The sequence below is a fragment of the Pleomorphomonas oryzae DSM 16300 genome (genome assembly GCF_000422965.1).
GTDB classification, from domain to species: domain Bacteria; phylum Pseudomonadota; class Alphaproteobacteria; order Rhizobiales; family Pleomorphomonadaceae; genus Pleomorphomonas; species Pleomorphomonas oryzae.
The window spans coordinates 465336-483234 of sequence record NZ_AUHB01000002.1 but is presented as its reverse complement, the minus strand read 5'-3'; the positions used below and the strand labels follow the sequence as shown (position 1 = coordinate 483234).

Sequence of the window (17899 nt, the reverse complement as noted above, 5' to 3'; positions counted from 1 at the left end):
CATGCAACTGCAAATCAATCGCATGAGGGGTTTCCCTTAAACTTGACTCGTTTTATCATGTATATAAACAAGCGGATGGGAAGCTGTCGACGGCAAGGGCTTCAGCGAAAACGGCGGTTTCTTTCTCCCAAACAGCCGGGGATGTCACGACGTCGCTGATACGGGGCATTGGGTGCGTCATGGAACTGTCGGTGGCGACATCGGAACACGATGGCATCTCGCTGGCTTGTCGGCTCACGCCGGTGGTCGCCGGCCCACGGCCGGCGCGCGAGATTCAGCCGGGCTTCCGTCTCATGGTCTATCTTCATGGCTGGGAGCGCTTCGAGATCGATGACCAGCCATTCGATGTTTCCGCCGATGGCGGTCCGGTGGCCCTGGCGTTCTCGCTAACCCGCCCGGCGCGCCTGGCGCAGATCGCTGGCTCAGAAGATCGGCTGGGCAAGCTGACAATCAAGACCCCGAGCGACTGGGCTTCAACACTCGACCTTGAAGGGGGCGGCCACGGCGACTCGCTTGCCGCTTTTCTGGCCGGTCACGGCAGCAGCCACATCTGGCGGCTTGACGATGACAGTATTCGCCTCGCCAAGCTCGCTACCGAGCCGCCGGCCTGGCTGCCGCGCGAGGCGCTGCCGCTCTACCGACGCGCTCGGGCCTTCGATTTGATCTGCGTGACGCTCAGCACATTGGCGCTACGGCGCGAGGAAAACGTGCTTCCCCGTTCAGCCCAAGCGCTGCTCGGCGACCGCATCCGCATCTTCCTGCTCGATCACCTCAACGAGCCGCTCACCATCGATAGCGTCGCCCAGGCTGTCGGTGCGTCGGTCAGCGTCGTTCAACGATGCTTCAAGGAACTCTACGGCATGACGGTGTTCGACTTCGTGCGCCGCCGCCGCCTCGATGCCGCCCGCGACGCTCTCGACAATCGGGGCGTCAGCATCGCCTGCGCCGCCTTCATGGCTGGCTACTCGGCCCCGTCGAGCTTTGCGACCGCTTTCAAGAAGGCCTATGGCGTGCCGCCGAAATTGCGACGTCGACAGGCCATGCCCTTTCGCGAGGCGGCCGAGTGACCACCTATCCAGCCGGTGTCTGACCCGGAAGGCAACCTCAAGCCGTTTCGCCGGCCCAGCGGTCGTAGACCGCGCCGACATCGCCAGAAAAATAATCCGGGTTGAGGTCACGGATCGGAGCCAGGCTGACCCTGAGACCATCGAGGTGCCTGTTCATCGCCGCCGTCGCCGTCGCAGTATCATGGCGGGCGATGGCATCGATAATGGCCTCGTGCTCGGCAAGGGCCCGCTCCATGCGATGCGGCTGCGGCAGGGTCAGTCGACGATAGCGGTCGAGCTGAACCTTGATCTGCAGGATCATCGTCCAGAGTCCCGGCAATCTGCCGGCATCGGCGATGGCCCGGTGCATCAACTCGTCGGCGGCATGAAAGCCGTCGATGTCGCCGGTGGCCAACGTCTCGCGCTGACGCTCAATGATCGCCCTGAGACCGGCGACCTCGGACCCTTTGGCACTCTCGGCCGCCGCCCGCACGGTCACCGCTTCCAGCGCGGCGCGGGCAACAATGATCTCCGGCAGGATTTCAGCCGGAATGCGCGACACCATGGTGCCGGATTTGGGAACGATCTCGATCAGCTTCTCATCGGCGAGGCGAAGCAATGCTTCGCGAACCGGTGTTCGACTGACGCGCGCCTCAAGCGCGATCTCCTTTTCGAAGATAACGTCGCCCGGCCGGCGACGCATGGAAACGATGTCGTCACGCAGCCGGCGATGAACGAGCTGGGCGGCTGTTTCGCCCGTCGGCAGGCTGCCTGCCGACGATCGCCCCGTGTCGCTCATCGTCCAAGCCGTCATCGCATCTGCCCCACATAATGATCAAAATGATATGCTGCCGACGCCTCGAAGGCCCGGCTTGAAGCCGCCCCGCCTTGGTTATCCGTCAACGACGGGTAAGTCGGCATCAAACTTGTGTATATCAGATATATAAAAAAGATCAGAGCGGGTTAGTACCGAGTCGGCGTGCCGCTATTTGGTCAGGACCGTTACGTATGCCGGTCAAAACCGCCTTGAGAGGCAGCATCAGCAAAACCGAGCGCTTGAAAAGTGCAAACTGACGATCGCACGACGACCTGTCCAATGTGACGCAGTTTTTCCAATTTGTCCAAAATGTGACCGCATCGTTCTCTTTACCTTACCATATTCATATACCTTATATATCTTGTATATAAGATTGTATATATTCTGACATAGGCTCGCATATTGAGTTTAATATTTCGATATTTCGGATTTGTACTCAAATCAAGCACGCCATAAGCTTACATATAAACTTTAGTATTATTCTGTATTGTTGTATTTTGGGCTGGATTATTGCGTATTGACTTGAGATGACAAGACTCAGATGTTTCGGCCAACGAGATGAGGACACGACGAGCCGGGACATCAGACCCGCTCGGAATGACCGGCAGAAGATCGGAGGATGACGTGACGAAGGATATTCGCGTGGCCGCCATCGGCGAATGCATGGTCGAACTGCAGGAGCGGCCCGACGGTGGCATCACGCAGTCCTTCGGTGGCGACACTTTCAATACGGCGGCCTATATGGCGCGGCTCGGCGAAGGGCTTGGCGGCTTCGTCGATTATGTGAGCGCCATCGGCGACGATCCGTTCAGCGATGCCATGGCGGCCTTCTGGCGGGACCAGGGCGTGAGTGACCGCCTGGTGCTGCGCCGTCCGGGGCGGCGCCCCGGCCTCTACTTCATCAAGACCGACGCTGCCGGCGAGCGGCGCTTTTTTTACTGGCGAGGCGAGGCCGCCGTTCGCGAAGCGTTTGAAACCGACGGTTCCGACGCCCTTCTCGAAGCGCTTGCCGGCTATAGCAACATTTATCTTTCAGGCATCAGTCTCGCCGTTCTGAAGTCGCAAAGCCGCGCCCGGCTGATCGCCCGCCTTGCCGAGCTTGCCCGCGATGGCGTCGCCATCGACTTCGATTGCAATTACCGGCCGCTGTTGTGGGAGAACGTCGAGACGACGCGCGCCGTCTACGAAGAGGTCATCGCTTTTGCGAGCTGCGTCATGGTGACGGTTGAGGAGTTGGCGGTGCTCGGCATCGAGCCGACGCCGCAGGCCGGTGCCGCCCATTTCAAGGCACTGCCGCGCCTCGAGACGGTGATCAAGGACGGCGCCAAGCCATGTACGCTGATCCATGACGGCAAGGTGGAAACCGTGCCTGCCATCGCGGTTGACAAGGTGGTCGACACCACGGCCGCCGGCGACAGTTTCTCGGCCGCCTATCTTCTCGGCCGCAGCCTCGGCCTTGCTCCGGCGGAGGCGGCGCATCGCGCCCACGTGGTTGCCAGCGCGGTCGTGCAACACCGCGGCGCCATCATTCCGAAGGACGCCACCCCCGACGTCTTCGCTCCCGAAATCGCCCGGCGCCGGTAACCCGTCGCCCGCATAAAACCCAATTTCACGCTGGAGAGGGCTGGACCCATGAACATCAAGAAGACGATCGACAAAATCCCTGGCGGGCTGATGCTGGCGCCGCTGATCCTGGGCGCGCTCTGCAAGACCTTCTACCCAGAAGCCGGCAAGTATTTCGGCTCCTTCACCAACGGGCTGGTCTCCGGCACCGTGCCGATCCTCGCCGTCTGGTTCTTCTGCATGGGCGCCACCATCGACCTCCGGGCCACCGGCACCGTGCTGCGCAAGTCGGGCAACCTCGTCGTCGTCAAGACGCTGGTCGCCTGGGCTGCGACCTACGCCGCCGCTCAGTTCCTGCCGCTCGAAGGCGTGCAGTCGGGCCTGTTCGCCGGCTTCTCGGCGCTGGCCATCTGCGCGGCCATGGACATGACCAACGGCGGTCTCTACGCAGCTGTGATGCAGCAGTACGGCTCCAAGGAAGAGGCCGGCGCCTTCGTGCTGATGTCCATAGAATCCGGTCCGCTGGTGTCGATGTTCATCCTTGGCGCCGCCGGTGTCGCCACCTTCGAGCCGCACCTGTTCGTCGGCGCGGTGCTGCCCTTCCTGGTCGGCTTCCTGCTGGGCAACCTCGACAAGGACCTGAAGGAATTCTTCGGAAAGTGCGTGCACACGCTGATCCCGTTCTTCGGTTTTGCCCTCGGTAACGGCATCGACCTGCACGTCATCGCCCAGACCGGTCTCGGCGGCCTGCTGCTCGGCGTCATCGTCATCATCATCACCGGCATTCCGCTGATGCTGGCCGATAAGCTGATCGGTGGCGGCAACGGCACCGCCGGCCTCGCGGCTTCCTCGACCGCGGGCGCCGCCGTCGCCAACCCGATGATCATCGCCGAGATGGTCCCCGCCTTCAAACCGGCCGCCGCCGCCGCGACCTCGCTGGTCGCAGCCGCCTGTCTCATCACGGCGATCCTGGTGCCGATTTTGACCGGCATGTGGGCCAAGCGTATCAAGGGCGCAGCGCCCGCGTCCGATGCTCCCACCGCTCCGGCGGAAAAGCTGCAGGTGGCGGAGTAATCGCCAAGGGGCCGGTTCGCCGGCCCCAACCCCGTTCAGGAGGAAGCCGATGTATCTCAGCCATATTGCCACGCTCGACCGCGACGCCGCCAACCTGCCGGAAGACATTCGGCGCGGCCTCCGGTTCCTTGCGGGAACCGATATTGCCGCTCTGCCGGCAGGGCGCGTCGACATCGACGGCGAACGCCTGTTTGCGCTGATCCAGGATTACGAAACGGCGCCGAAGGCCGACAAGCGACCGGAATCGCACGCCCGATATATCGACATCCAGTATGTGGCGAGCGGCCGGGAGGTGATCGGCTACGCGCCGCTCGCCGGCAACAACCCGGTGGCCGAGAACTTCTTCGAAGATCGCGACGTGCAGTTCTTTTCCGCCGTGGCCGACGAAACCGATCTCGTGCTCGGCACCGGCGCCTATGCCGTCTTCCATCCCACCGACATCCACCGCCCTGGCTGTGCCGCGGGTGCGCCGGCCAAGGTCCGCAAGGTCGTGGTCAAGATTCTGGCCTGAGTTTCCGCCCCAACCGTATTGGAGAGATAAAATGGATATTCGTTATTCGGCTAACCAAAAGGATTTCAAGCGCTACACCACCGAGGAGATGCGCGCTGAATTCCTGATCGAAAATCTCTATGTCGATGACCAAGTGGTCGCCGTTTACTCCCATGTCGATCGCATGGTGACATTCGGCTGCAAGCCGGTGAGCCAGGCGGTGCCGCTCGACAAGGGCATCGACTGCATGAAAAACTTCGGCACGTCCTACATCCTGGAGCGTCGCGAGATCGGCATTTTCAATATCGGCGGCGCCGGTTCGATCGAAGCGGATGGCGAAACCTTCCACCTCAACTTCCAGGATTGCCTCTACATCACCAAGGGCACCAAGTCCGTCGTCTTCAAGAGCGACGACCCCAAGGCGCCGGCCAAGTTCTACATGGTCTCCGCTCCGGCTCACAAAGCCTGCAAGACCACTTTCCTGTCGATGACTGATGCCAAGAAGAAGCCGCTTGGCGACGAAGCGACCGCCAACAAGCGCGTCATCAACCAGTTCATCCATCCGGACGTTCTGGAAACCTGCCAGCTCTCCATGGGCCTTACCCAGCTGGCGCCCGGCAGCGTCTGGAACACCATGCCCGCCCATACCCATGAGCGGCGCATGGAAATCTACACCTATTTCAATATTCCCGAGGGACAGGCCGTCTTCCACATGATGGGCGAAGGCAATCAGACCCGTCACATCCTGGTGCAGAACGAGCAGGCGGTCATCTCGCCGTCCTGGTCGATCCATGCCGGCTGCGGCACTGCTGCCTACACGTTCATCTGGGCAATGGGCGGCGAGAACCAGACCTTCGACGACATGGACCACATCGCCATCAGCAATCTGCGCTGACCGAGCAAGGACTGACTGCAATGACCTATCCGAACGCATTCTCGCTCGAAGGCAAGGTGGCGCTGGTCACCGGCGCCTCCTATGGCATCGGGTTCGCGCTGGCCAGCGCCCTGGCCGAGGCCGGTGCGACCATCGCCTTCAACGACATCAACGAGGAGTTCCTGGCCAAGGGGCTCGCTGCCTACAAGGCAGCCGGCATCGACGCCCGGGGCTATATCGCCGACGTCACCGACGAACCGGCCGTGCAGAAGCTGGTGGCCGATATCGAGAAGGATCTCGGCTCCGTCGACATCCTGGTCAACAACGCCGGCATCATCAAGCGCATCCCGATGCACGAGATGGACGTCAAGGACTTCCGTCAGGTGATCGACATCGACCTCACCGCGCCGTTCATCGTCGCCAAGGCGGTGATCCCCTCCATGATGAAGAAGGGCGGCGGCAAGATCATCAACATCTGTTCGATGATGTCGGAGCTCGGCCGCGAGACGGTGTCGGCCTACGCGGCGGCCAAGGGCGGCCTCAAGATGCTGACCCGCAACATCGCCTCCGAATACGGCGCCTTCAACATCCAGTGCAACGGCATCGGCCCCGGCTATGTCGAAACGCCGCAGACCGCGCCGCTGCGCGTCCCCGGCCATCCGTTCGACTCGTTCATCCGGGCGAAGACGCCGGCCGGCCGCTGGGGCACCACCGATGATCTCAAGGGGCCGGCGGTTTTCCTTGCCTCCTCGGCCTCGGACTTCGTCAACGGCCACATCCTCTACGTCGATGGCGGCATTCTCGCCTACATCGGCAAGCAGCCCTGATCGCGGGCCATAACTCGAACGAGGCAGTCGCGTCCTCTCAAGGGGACGCGGCTTTTTCTTTAGCCGTCGAGAGTCGTCTTTCGCCTGGGATAATCGGCGCTTATCCTGCCGCCATCATGTACGAAACTCTCGCCGACTTTCTCGTCCGCCCTGCTCCCTTTTCAGTTTCGACCACCGAGCTGCTCTGGACCGACCCTCACATCGCCGATGAGATGCTGCGCTTTCATCTCGACGAGACCAGCGACCTCGCCTCACGGCGGGCGAGCGCGATCGACGCTTTCGTCGGCTGGCTGGACCGGCGCTTCCCGCTCGCCGGTGCCGCTATCACCGATCTCGGCTGCGGGCCAGGTCTCTACACAAGCCGATATGCCAAACGCGGCGCGCTGGTAACCGGCCTTGATTTTTCAGCCAACTCCTTGGCTTATGCAAGCAAGGCAGCGAAGGCGGCCAATTTTCCCATAGACTATCGGCAGGCGGACTATCTCCGAGACGATCTCCCCGGGGATCAGGACGTTGTCACCATGATCTATGGCGACTTCTGCGCGATGGCGCCGAATAAGCGCCGGCTCATCCTCGACAAGATCCGGGCCGCGTTGAAGCCGAACGGCGTTTTTGTGTTCGATGTCTTTTCAACCGGCATGTTCGAGAACCTGCGCGAGGAGAGGATCTTCGAGAACCGCCTGATGGGCGGCTTCTGGGCCGCTGGCGACTATGTTGGCTTCAAAGCGACTTTTCTCTATCCGAGCGAGGCAATCGGCCTCGACCGCTATCTCATCGCAACGCCCGACCGTACGTTCCAAGTGTATAACTGGATGCAGTACTACACCCCAGCCGCCATCATCGAAGAGGTGCGAGCCGCCGCCTATTCGGCCGTGGAAATTGCTGACTTCGCGACCGGCGGATCATGGCGGGGTGGCGCCACGGCCTTCGCTGTGATCGCGCGTCCCTAAGTCGTCAACGGTAGATGCGATGATAGCGATGGCCAAGCGCGGTCAGCACTTCGTAGCCGATCGTGCCGACTGCGCGCGCCACGTCATCGACGCTCTGGTGGGGACCGATCAGCTCAAGGAGATCGCCCTCGGCGAGCGTGCCCGCTGGCAGGGCACTTACATCCACCGAAAAGCTGTCCATGGAGACGCGGCCGATCGACGGCAGGCGCGTGTCGCCGAAATAGGCGGCGCCGGCGCCGTTCGAGAAGCGCCGCCACCAGCCGTCGGCATATCCCGTTGCCAGCGTGGCGAGGCGGGTCGTTCGGCTGGCGCGGAAGGTATAGCCATAGCCGACCGAGGTGCCCGCCTCGATCTCCCTGAGCTGGGCGACGCGCACCCTGAGATCGACCACCGACTTGATACCTGTCGCGAGCGGGCTGGTCTCGATGCCATAGAGCGAGGCACCGGGCCGGCAGAGATCGAAATGATAGTCAGCCCCGAGGAAAATGCCGCTTGAGGCGGCAAGTGAGCCAGGAAGGCCTGGCAATCGTTCGCGAGCGGCCCCGAAGGCGGCGAGTTGCTCGCCGCTTGCCGGCTTGTCCGGCTCGTCAGCGCAGGCAAGATGGCTCATGATCAGGCGCGCACCGGTGGCCGAGAGCAGGCCGGGATCACTGGCGAGCGCCTGTTGTTCGGCAACGTCGAGGCCGAGGCGCGACATGCCCGTATCGACCTGGATCACCGACGGCCGGCTGCCACGTCTGGCTTCGGCCCAAGCGCGACACTGGGCCAGCGAGTTCAGCACGGGCAGGATGCCGTCGCCGTAAGCCGCCGCTGTTCCCGGCAAAAGACCATTCAGCACGTAGATGGCCGCGTCGGACGGCAGTAGCGGCCGAAACGCCTCGGCTTCCGACAGCGCTATGACGAAGAAGTCGCGGCAACCGGCATCGTAGAGCGGCCGAACCAAAGGTACGGCGCCAAGACCATAAGCGTCGGCCTTGACCACGGCGGCTGAGCGAGCCGGCGCAACGCGAGCGGCGAGGCTCTTCCAGTTGGCAACAACGGTTTCAACGCCGATAGTCAGGATGCCCCCCGCTGCGGCCACGCCTGAAACGTTCCCAGAAGCCGACACCCTTCCCTCCACCGTCCGATGGACCGTCTTGAAGCGGCTTAGCCCGCTCATCGGTCCGCCGCAAGCCAAACTGGCCAAGAACCGGCGCTCAAGAGGTTAACAGAACATTGAGATGATTGCGGAAAAGCCACGAACCGATTGAACCGGCCTTTATCGTAAAGCTGCTAGATTGCTCGCATCCGGAGAAAATGTCCCGATGCGCGCCAATTTCAAGGTCATGATCCTGCTTGCTATCGCCTGTGGTGGCGGTGCCGTTTGGGCTGGCAGCCGTTGGCTCGACAATGCCTCGGCGGCCCGGCTCAGAGAGCTTGAGGCTTCACGACCTTCCGTAACTCTGGGGACACTGGTGGTCGCCGCCGAACCGCTCCGCTTCGGCGCGCCGCTGTCCCGCCAGTCGGTCCGGGAAATTGCCTGGCCAGATAGCGAATTGCCGCCCGGAGCGTTCGCCACCACCGATGATCTGTTCAAGGATGGCGCGCGCACCGTGCTCTATCCGCTGGAGCAGGGCGAACCGCTGTTCGCCTCCAAGCTGACCGGCCCCGGCGAGCGTGCCGCTCTCTCCCGCTTGATCTCCGACGGCAACCGCGCCGTGACGCTCCGTGTCAACGACGTGGCGGGTGTCGGCGGCCTGGTACTGCCGGGCGACCGGGTCGATGTGGTGCTGACCACCACCGAGGTGGCCGAGGTGATCTTGCAGGACGTGCGCATTCTGTCGATCGATCAGATGGCCGATGAAAAGAGCACTGAGGCGGTGGTGGCACATACCGTCACCGTCGAAGCGTCGCCGGAAGCCGCCCAGAAACTCGTGCTGGCCCAGAGTGTCGGCAGCCTGTCACTGGTGCTGAGAAAGGCCGGCGAGGTACGCGCCGCCGCCTTCCGGCCGATCGGCGTCGCCGATCTGACCACCGCCCACAAGACCGAAAACGTCAAGGCCGAGCCAACACCGCCACCCGTTACCGACGCCACGGTTTGGGTGCGACGGGCGACCGAACTCACCCAGTATTCCGTCCCGGTGAAAGAAGGCGGCCCGAGCCGGCGCGTGACGCCGCTCGAGGCGCCTGCTGCACCTGCTGCGGTGCCTGTTGCCCCGGCCGCTCCTGCCACGCCTGCCAGTCCGATGGCTGACGCATCCCCCATCCCCGCCGCTTCGATTGCCGCCGGAGAACCACAATGATTTCCCCGATGCGCGTGGCCCTCCGCCTCGTCGCGCTTGTTGCTTTCATGCTGGCCACAGGCCTGTCGGTCGATGCCGCGCAGCCCATCCGGATGACGTCGGCAAAATCCGGTCAGTCGTTTTCGATCGCCAAGGGTGTGCCGCAGATGATCGAGACCGCGACCGCCTTCTCGGAAATCGTCGTCGGCGATCCGGCACTGGCCGATGCCTGGCCGCTCACCGACAAGTCCTTCATGGTGCTCGGCTCGAAGGGCGGCGTCACAGGTATCGTGTTGTTCGACAAGGAGCGAAATGTGGTCGGCGCCGCCGACTTTGAAATCGCCTTGCATACCGATCGGCTGCAGGCGGCGCTGGAGCGCAAGCTGCCCGATGCCAAGGTCGATGTTTCCTCGGCCAATGGCTCGATCCTGCTGTCGGGAACGGCAGCCGATCAGAAGACTATCGACGAGGCCGGTGCCATCGCCAAGGAATTCGGCGGCGACAAGGTGGTCAACACCGTCGACATCGGCGGCGGCAAGCAGGTGCAGCTCAAGGTGCGTTTCCTTGAGGCGACCCGTTCGGCCAACCGCGAACTCGGTCTTGGGTGGACGGCAAAAAGCGACGGCATCGCCGTCGGTGTCGGCTCCTCGACGCTGGCTTCGGGGTCGACCCCGTTCGGCGAGATCGTCAGTCAGGTTCTGTCGGGTGGCCTATCGGTGGATATGGTCGTGCAGGCGCTGGAAGCGCGCGGCCTCGTCCGTTCGCTCGCCGAACCCAACCTCGTGGCACTGTCCGGCCAGACGTCGAGCTTCCTGGCCGGTGGTGAATTTCCGGTGCCGGTCGCCGGCGACAACAACTCAATCTCCGTCGAATTCAAGAAATTCGGCGTCGGTCTCGATTTCACGCCGACGGTGGCGCCCAACGGCCTCATTCACCTCAACATCAAGCCGGAGGTCAGCGAGATCGACTATTCGGCCGCCGTCACCATCAACGGCATCACCATTCCCGGCCTCAAGGTACGGCGCTCGGATTCGACGCTGGAGCTGCGCGACGGCCAAAGCTTCGTCATGGCCGGCCTGCTCACCAATTCCAGCTCGGTGTCCAACAACCGCGTGCCATGGCTCGGCTCGGTGCCGGTGCTCGGCAACCTGTTCCGCTCCACGGCCTACAAGCGCGCGGAAACCGATCTGGTGATCATCGTAACGCCGCACATCGTCGATCCGCTCGGCGCCGGCAACACCATCGCTACACCCTTCGATCGAGCCTTGCCGGGCAGTGATCTCGACGCGTTCGCACGCGGAAATGCCGAAGTGCCACCCAACACCGACGCCTATCTCGCCGCCAACGGGGCGTCGACCGGCGGCTACATTCTCGACTTGCCGGTACGGTGACCTCAATGGCCGAACCCTCGATCAACTTCGGTACCGTGGTCGTCGTCACTGCCGACAAGGATTTCGCCGTTTTGGTTGCCGATGCCCTGAGGGCATCTGGCGCCAGTGTCAGCGACCTCAAGGTGCGAGCGCCTGACAAGGTTTCGGACGAACTCGCCGACCCGACCTGCGGGCTTGCGGTTGCCGATCTCGATGCCTTCCCGGATGGGCCGGTGACCGGCCTTTCCGAGCTCTACCGTCAGGCCGGCCCGTCGGTGCGCTTTCTCGCCATCACCGGTGTTTTCGACGCGGAGGTGGCGCGCGGCTTTCTGCGCCTTAGGTTGCAGGACTTCCTAGTCAAGCCAGTGGTGCCCGCCGATCTCGCCCATACCCTGACCCGTCTTGGCCGCGACGAGGCCGATCCCTATCCGGATTCTCGCATCTACACCTTCCTGCCGGCCGCCGGCGGCGTCGGCAACACGACGCTGGCCCTGCAATCGGCGGTGTTGCTGCATCAAGCTGCGGCGAAGCGACATCAGACGACCTGCGTTGTCGATCTCAACCTCCAGCATGGATCCTGCGCCGAGTATTTCGATCTCGAAGCGCACTTCGACATTGCCGAAATTGAAAACCAACCCGACCGGCTGGACCGCAAACTGCTGGACGTCATGTTGAGCCGGCACAAATCGGGCTTGGCCATCGTGTCGGCGCCGCCCTGCCCTTGGGAAATGCGCAGTTACCGACCGGATCTGGTCGGCCGCCTGCTCGACTTGGTGGCCAGCCACTTCGACAACGTGGTGATCGACTTGCCGCGCACTTGGTTCCCCTGGACCGATTCCGTGTTGCAGGGGTCCGACCATGTTTTCGTCATCACCGAGATGACGGTGCCGGCGTTGAGGCAAGCGCAGCGCCTCGCCCACGCCGTCAAGGAACGCGTGCACAAGGATGCCCGCTTCGGCGTTATCGTCAACCGCGTTGATGCCAAGGGCAGCCCAAGCGTATCGCTGACCGAGGTCAAGGAGCTGCTCGGCGACGCCTTCGCCGGCTCGGTCGCCAACGACTACAAGGCCGTGCGCGAAGCGCTCGATCAAGGCCGTCCGCTTGGCGAGGTAGCGCCCAATTCCCGGGTCATTGCCGACCTCAGGTCCATCATCTCCGACCCGGCCGAACTGACCGCCTCATCCTGGACGGCGCCGCTCCGATTGCTGCTCGCCCGGCTGAAACGCGGCGATACGCCGAGCCTCAACAAGGCCAAGCGCCATGCGTAGCCGCTTCATGTCGCTGCAATCGAGCGACGCACCAGCTCCGGTCGCCAGCGAGCGGCCCGCCGTGTCACCGATTCAGGTGGCACCGCTGCGCGAGATGGAGCCGTTGCCGCTTCCCAAGCCGATCAACGAAAAGCTGATCGCTGCCAAGGACAAGCTGCACAAGCGACTGATCGAGGATCTCAACCTTGCCCAGCTCGAAAAGCTGTCACCCGACGCGGTGATGCGCGAGCTCTATGGGCACGTCAGCGCCTTTGCCACGGAAGAACGGCTGGCACTCAACGAACAAGAGTTTGGAGAGTTCGTCACCGCCGTCTATGACGAGATGATGGGGCTCGGCCCGCTTGAAGCGATCATGCGCGACCCCACCGTCAACGACATCCTGATCAATGGCCACCAGAACTGTTTCGTCGAACGGTTCGGCAAGCTCGAACCGATCAACATTCCCTTCAAGGACGAGGCGCACCTTCTCAGGATCATCAACAAGATCGTCGCCGCCGTCGGCCGCCGTATCGACGAAAGCCATCCGACCTGCGACGCCCGCATGCTCGACGGCTCGCGCTTCAACGCGGCGATCCGGCCGATCGCCGTCGACGGGCCGCTGGTCTCCATCCGCAAGTTCGCCAAAAAGAAGCTGTCGCTCGACCGGCTGATTGACGTCGGTGCGCTGGCCAAGCCGATGGGCGAGCTGATGGCCGCTGCTGTCAACGCCCGTGTCACCACGCTGATTTCCGGCGGTACGGGCACCGGCAAGACGACCATGCTCAACGCCCTCTCGGCCTTCATCTCACCGGATGAGCGTCTCATTACCATCGAGGACGCGGCGGAATTGCAATTGCAGCAACCGCATGTCGCTCGCATGGAGACGCGACCGGCCAACACCGAGGGTCACGGCGAAATCCGCCAGCGCGACCTCGTCAAGAACGCGCTGCGCATGCGGCCCGACCGCGTCATCCTCGGCGAGTGCCGCGGCGAAGAAGCCTTTGACATGCTGCAGGCCATGAACACCGGCCACGAGGGGTCGATGGCCACCATCCACGCCAACACCCCGCGCGATGCCATCGCCCGCCTCGAGCAGATGCTGGGCATGACCGGCATGCCGATGACGGTCTCCTCCATCCGCTCGCAGATCGCCTCGGCCATCCGGCTGATCCTGCAGCTGACCCGCCTTTCAGACGGCAAACGCCGCGTCACCTCCATTTCCGAAATCACCGGCATGGAAGGCGACATCATCCAGATGCAGGAGATCTTCCGCTTCAATCGCCTGCGCACCGAGGCGGACGGCACCGTGGTGGGCGAGTTCCGCGCCACCGGCATAAGGCCGCGCTTCCTCGATGATCTCGTCGCCAAGGGGATTTCCGTGCCTAGCGCCTATTTCGATCCCACCAAGCCGCTCCTATGAGGCCGGCATGAAAGAGATCTACCTGTTCTACGCCTTCGCCGGCTTTGCCGCGGCCTTTCTGGCCGAAGCAGTGTATCTGCTGACCGTCAACGCCGGCGCCGATCGCCGCCAGATCAATCGCCGGCTCCGGGTGACCGCTCCCGATGCCAATCGGCAGGAAGTGATGGTGATGCTTCGGCGCGAACGCGGCCTTACCGCCGCGGGCGGCATGCCTCGCCACCTTGCCTGGCTCGGCCGTCTGATCGTCCAGTGCGGGATCACGATCGGACTCACCAAGTTGCTGCTGCTGTTCGCAGCCACTGGCGCCATCATCGCCGGCCTCGTTTTCAACTTTACCGGCCACGACCTCATCAAGACCGCAATTGCCCTGCCCGTCGGCGGCTTCGTCGTGCCGGTCTTGGCGCTTCGCATGCGGCGTAACCGACGGCAGATGAAATTCGCGCTTCAGTTTCCCGAGGCGATCGAACTCATCGTTCGCAGCCTCAAGGCCGGACACCCCGTGCCGGTGGCCATGGGCATGGTGGCACGCGAGATGCCCGATCCGATCGGCACGGAATTCGGCATGATGGCCGACGAGGTAACCTACGGTGCCGACCTCGTCACCGCGCTGTTCAACATGCAGGCCCGCGTCGGCCAGGAAGATCTGCCGCTATTCGTCACCGCCGTGTCGATCCAATCGTCCACCGGCGGCAACCTGCGCGAAATTCTGCAGAACCTCACGGACGTGATCCGCCAACGTATCAAGATGCGGCGCAAGATCCGCTCCATCTCGGCCGAAGGGCGCATCTCCGCCATCTTCCTGACCGCCATGCCTGTCCTGCTGTTCGTCGCCCTCAACTTCATATCGCCGGGCTATTATGGCTCGGTCTGGGGCAAGCCAATGACCACCTGGGGGCTGGTTGGTGCCGTCACCTGGCTCGGCCTCGGCAACCTCATGATGAAAAAGATGATCAGCTTCCGCTTCTGAGGTCCCCATGCCCGATATCGCCCGCCTGCTCATCGATATCGTCACCGTCCGCCCCGAGCTCGTGGCGCTCGTGGCGCTCGTGGTCATGCTGGCAGCCCTCGGAGCAGCGGCAGCCAGCTCGTTCACGCGTCGTCGGCGGCTTAGGCGCCGCCTCTGGGTGGACCTGCCCTTACCAAAGCGGGAAGCAGCGGGAGATGATCCGGTCGACGATCCGCTGTCGGCTCTGGGTCTGGCGTCGGAAGGGACGCGTCTGCCGCCGGCGCTGGAAAAATTCGTCAGCCAGGCCAACGGCATCCTCGCCAGCGGCGATGCCGGCAAAATGAAAGTGGCCCGACAGCGGATGATCCGGGCAGGCCTGTTTTCGCCCCACGCCGTTGCATTGTTCTTCCTCGCCCGCATCGCCGGGGCCGTCGGACTGCCGCTCGTCGGTCTTCTGCTTTTGATCGGCACGGGAATCGAACTCAAAACGACGACGCTACTGCTTGGCCTGCTGATTTGTATCATCGCCGGCTATCTCGGCCCCAGTCTGTATGTCGACAAACGCGCCAAGAACGTGCTGCGGCAGAACCGTATCGCCTTTCCCGATTTCATGGACCTGATGGGGGTATGCGCCAATGCCGGCCTCTCCATGGAGGCTGGCCTCGAGCGGGTCACGCAGGAGCTGGCGCCAATGTATCCGGCGCTCGGCGTCAATCTTCAGGTGCTTTGCCTGGAAGTTCGGGCCGGGCGAGCAATGGAACTCGCGTTGCAGACGCTGGCCGATCGCGTCGGCGTGCCGGAAGTGCGGGCCTTCGCAACGTTGCTGCAGCAATCACGCGAGCTGGGTTCGAGCCTTTCCGACGCGCTGCGCGTCTTTTCCGAGGACATGCGCCATCAACGCCTCGCCGCCGCCGAGGAAAAGGCCTACGCCCTGCCGGCCAAGCTGTCGGTTCCGGTGACCGCCTGCATCCTGCCGGTGGTCCTGTTCATCGCCATCTGGCCGGTGGTCGTCAAATTCAACAGCTGATCAGGCGGCAATTAAGCTGATCAGGCGGCTATTACGGCCTCGAACTTCAGTCCTCGCTTGGCGATCAAATGTCCAATCTGGTCGGCGAACGTTCTAGAAGCGAGCCGGGGGACAATTGACCCAGCCCATGAAAAGCCAGTTCGTAATTGTGAATTCTCAGATCACCTCGTGATAATTACTTTGGCTGAGTATCTCAGTAAAATTGAACAAGAATTTTTGACGTGGATTTATGCTGGTTCGAATAAGTTCCGATGATCCATCAAGGTGTGCATCATGGATCGTCATTTTTTTCTACCAGCGCTGGCACTTCTCCTCTCAATGCCGCTTGGAGCTTGCAGTACAGCCTTCGAAGACGGACTGATTGAAAGTGGACCGGAGTATTCGCACTTCGCTGCCCAGCAGACAGCCCTGCGTGACCGAGCCAAAGCGGCCTTTCGTCAGAACGACTTTGCCGGCGCCGAACGCACCTTCCGCGCGGCGCTTGCCAAGGATCCGCTCGACCCGGAGGCATGGCTCGGCTTCGCCGCCTCCTCCGACAGGCTCGGCCGCTTTGAAGCCGCCGACAAAGCCTATGCGCAGGTGATCGCCATCGCCGGCCGCCGCGGCGAGGTGGTCAACAATATGGGGTGGTCGCAGTGGCTCAGGGGCAATCGCGACGCGGCGAAACTGCTGTTTGCCGAAGCGTTGACGCTGGCCCCCGGCAATCCGGTGATAGCGGCCAATGCGTCCGCCCAGGCCAAGGGCAGCGCCACCCAAAGCTGATCAACGGCGGATCAGTCTCTTGAGAAATACGACACGACGACAGCCTTGATTTCGACATGCCAACGGCGCATCGAGACGCCGTTGTTGCCGTCGAGAGTTGAGCGATGCGGTCTTTGTTTCTGGTTCCCTTGGTTGTTTTGGCAACGTCTCCCGCTTTGGCAGGCGATATCGAGCCGCGCCTGAAGCTGCCGGCCGGCGATCGGTCGGTGGCACTGACTTTCGACGCCTGTTCCGGTGCTGTCGATAACCGCATTCTCGACGAACTGATCGCCGATCGCGTACCGGCAACCCTGTTCGTTACCCACCGCTGGCTGAAGCGCAATGCGGCGACTGCAGCCCTGCTTCTGGCCCATGCCGACCTGTTCGAAATCGAAAATCACGGCGAGAACCACGTGCCGGCCATTACCGACGCGCCGACCGTCTTCGGCCTGCCGACTGCCGGTTCGCTGCCCGCTGTGTCGCAGGAAGTGCTGGGCGGCGCAGCTGCCGTGACTGCGACCTTCGGCCGGGCGCCGGTATGGTATCGCGACGCGTCGGCCCGCTATAGTCGCGATGCCGTCGAACTCATCGGCAACCTCGGATATCGCATTGCCGGCTACTCGCTCAACGCCGACGTCGGCGCCTCGCTGCCAGCGGCCACCGTGAGCAAACGGATCGCAGCGGCAAAGCCCGGCGATGTCATCATTGCGCACATCAATCACCCCGAACGACCGGCCGGTGACGGTGTGGCGGAGGGAATTCGCGCACTCGTCGCCAAAGGCACGCACTTCGAGCGGCTTGACGCGGCTTTCCCGGTACCGACCGGCTGATACCGCTCAAAGCGAGCCGAAGTCACCCTTGGCCGATGGGTCGGCGGCACGAACAGGCGCGACTGCCGTAGCTGGCCGATATTTCGACGCGCTGAGCGAGCCGCAAGCCACTGTCAAGCCCGCGCCGTCGCTAAGGTCGAGGTCGACGCTGCGGTTCGGGGTAACGTCAAGCTGCGACCAGGCAGGAGAACCGTCGTCGGAGCCAAGGCCGACCAGACAGACGGGAGCGCCCTGCGAAGCGACCGAGGGAACCTCGACGGCACCCGCCGTAGAACTCAGGGCAAACACCGCAGTGGCGGCGACGGCCGGCAGAAATGCCGAAAAAGCGAAGTTGCACACCATGTCGGGCCTCCGGAAGACGGCCGGCTACGCGGATTGCAGCGGGAATGGGCCGTCGATAGCCTGTTCAACTCGGC

18 protein-coding genes are annotated in these 17899 nt (G+C 62.9%); 15 read left to right on the top strand and 3 right to left on the bottom strand.

Annotated elements, in window-relative coordinates; all coding sequences use genetic code 11:
- Positions 1 to 179: 179 nt before the first annotated feature.
- Positions 180 to 1067, top strand: a complete 888-nt coding sequence (locus G522_RS0105110) for a helix-turn-helix domain-containing protein (protein ID WP_026790111.1) — start codon at positions 180 to 182, stop codon at positions 1065 to 1067.
- 37 nt (positions 1068 to 1104) lie between these two features.
- Here the strand turns inward: G522_RS0105110 and G522_RS0105105 are convergent, their stop codons facing one another.
- Positions 1105 to 1860: a GntR family transcriptional regulator gene (locus tag G522_RS0105105; RefSeq protein ID WP_026790110.1), complete on the bottom strand. Its 756-nt coding sequence runs from the start codon at positions 1858 to 1860 to the stop codon at positions 1105 to 1107.
- Between the two features lie 627 nt (positions 1861 to 2487).
- On the opposite strand from G522_RS0105105, the gene G522_RS0105100 reads away from it, so the two are divergent.
- The 6 genes from G522_RS0105100 (at position 2488) to G522_RS0105075 (ending at position 7641) form a co-directional block, all read left to right on the top strand.
- On the top strand, positions 2488 to 3447 hold the full coding sequence (locus G522_RS0105100) for a sugar kinase (protein ID WP_026790109.1): 960 nt from the start codon (positions 2488 to 2490) through the stop codon (positions 3445 to 3447).
- Positions 3448 to 3495: 48 nt separating this feature from the next.
- Positions 3496 to 4500 (top strand): 2-keto-3-deoxygluconate transporter, encoded by a 1005-nt coding sequence (gene kdgT, locus G522_RS0105095; RefSeq protein WP_026790108.1) that lies wholly within the window; start codon positions 3496 to 3498, stop codon positions 4498 to 4500.
- 49 nt (positions 4501 to 4549) lie between these two features.
- Positions 4550 to 5011: a NanQ anomerase/TabA/YiaL family protein gene (locus tag G522_RS0105090; RefSeq protein ID WP_026790107.1), complete on the top strand. Its 462-nt coding sequence runs from the start codon at positions 4550 to 4552 to the stop codon at positions 5009 to 5011.
- A 31-nt stretch (positions 5012 to 5042) separates the two neighbouring features.
- On the top strand, positions 5043 to 5885 hold the full coding sequence (gene kduI, locus G522_RS0105085; RefSeq protein ID WP_026790106.1) for a 5-dehydro-4-deoxy-D-glucuronate isomerase: 843 nt from the start codon (positions 5043 to 5045) through the stop codon (positions 5883 to 5885).
- Positions 5886 to 5905: 20 nt separating this feature from the next.
- Entirely contained in the window at positions 5906 to 6691 is a 786-nt protein-coding gene (locus tag G522_RS0105080) for a gluconate 5-dehydrogenase (protein WP_026790105.1), read from the top strand.
- A gap of 116 nt (positions 6692 to 6807) precedes the next feature.
- Positions 6808 to 7641: a class I SAM-dependent methyltransferase gene (locus G522_RS0105075; RefSeq protein WP_026790104.1), complete on the top strand. Its 834-nt coding sequence runs from the start codon at positions 6808 to 6810 to the stop codon at positions 7639 to 7641.
- Positions 7642 to 7645: 4 nt separating this feature from the next.
- On the opposite strand, the gene alr is transcribed toward G522_RS0105075, so the two are convergent.
- Complete coding sequence (alr, locus tag G522_RS0105070; RefSeq protein WP_026790103.1) at positions 7646 to 8749, bottom strand: alanine racemase; 1104 nt, start codon at positions 8747 to 8749, stop codon at positions 7646 to 7648.
- A 196-nt stretch (positions 8750 to 8945) separates the two neighbouring features.
- Here alr and cpaB point away from each other — a divergent pair, with 196 nt between their 5' ends.
- The 8 genes from cpaB (at position 8946) to G522_RS0105030 (ending at position 17483) form a co-directional block, all read left to right on the top strand.
- Positions 8946 to 9923 (top strand): Flp pilus assembly protein CpaB, encoded by a 978-nt coding sequence (gene cpaB, locus G522_RS25675; protein ID WP_051228333.1) that lies wholly within the window; start codon positions 8946 to 8948, stop codon positions 9921 to 9923.
- Positions 9920 to 11293, top strand: coding sequence for a type II and III secretion system protein family protein (locus tag G522_RS0105060; protein ID WP_026790102.1), 1374 nt, complete (start codon positions 9920 to 9922; stop codon positions 11291 to 11293). The genes cpaB and G522_RS0105060 overlap by 4 nt, the downstream gene beginning before the upstream one ends.
- Before the next feature lie 5 nt (positions 11294 to 11298).
- The gene (locus G522_RS25670) at positions 11299 to 12540 is read left to right on the top strand and encodes a CpaE/TadZ family protein (protein WP_051228332.1); all 1242 of its coding nucleotides are present in this window, start codon (positions 11299 to 11301) and stop codon (positions 12538 to 12540) included.
- The gene (locus G522_RS0105050) at positions 12533 to 13939 is read left to right on the top strand and encodes a TadA family conjugal transfer-associated ATPase (protein ID WP_026790101.1); all 1407 of its coding nucleotides are present in this window, start codon (positions 12533 to 12535) and stop codon (positions 13937 to 13939) included. The genes G522_RS25670 and G522_RS0105050 overlap by 8 nt, the downstream gene beginning before the upstream one ends.
- Positions 13940 to 13946: 7 nt before the next feature.
- Positions 13947 to 14906 (top strand): type II secretion system F family protein, encoded by a 960-nt coding sequence (locus G522_RS0105045; protein ID WP_036838062.1) that lies wholly within the window; start codon positions 13947 to 13949, stop codon positions 14904 to 14906.
- A 7-nt stretch (positions 14907 to 14913) separates the two neighbouring features.
- Positions 14914 to 15912: a type II secretion system F family protein gene (locus G522_RS0105040; RefSeq protein ID WP_051228331.1), complete on the top strand. Its 999-nt coding sequence runs from the start codon at positions 14914 to 14916 to the stop codon at positions 15910 to 15912.
- 273 nt (positions 15913 to 16185) lie between these two features.
- Positions 16186 to 16674 carry a tetratricopeptide repeat protein gene (locus tag G522_RS25665; RefSeq protein ID WP_084632772.1) on the top strand — a complete coding sequence of 163 codons (489 nt, stop codon included), beginning with the start codon at positions 16186 to 16188 and terminating at the stop codon, positions 16672 to 16674.
- Between the two features lie 104 nt (positions 16675 to 16778).
- Positions 16779 to 17483 carry a polysaccharide deacetylase family protein gene (locus tag G522_RS0105030; RefSeq protein ID WP_036838059.1) on the top strand — a complete coding sequence of 235 codons (705 nt, stop codon included), beginning with the start codon at positions 16779 to 16781 and terminating at the stop codon, positions 17481 to 17483.
- Between the two features lie 6 nt (positions 17484 to 17489).
- Here G522_RS0105030 and G522_RS0105025 read toward each other — a convergent pair whose 3' ends face one another.
- Positions 17490 to 17825 carry a hypothetical protein gene (locus G522_RS0105025; RefSeq protein ID WP_026790097.1) on the bottom strand — a complete coding sequence of 112 codons (336 nt, stop codon included), beginning with the start codon at positions 17823 to 17825 and terminating at the stop codon, positions 17490 to 17492.
- Positions 17826 to 17899: the final 74 nt, after the last annotated feature.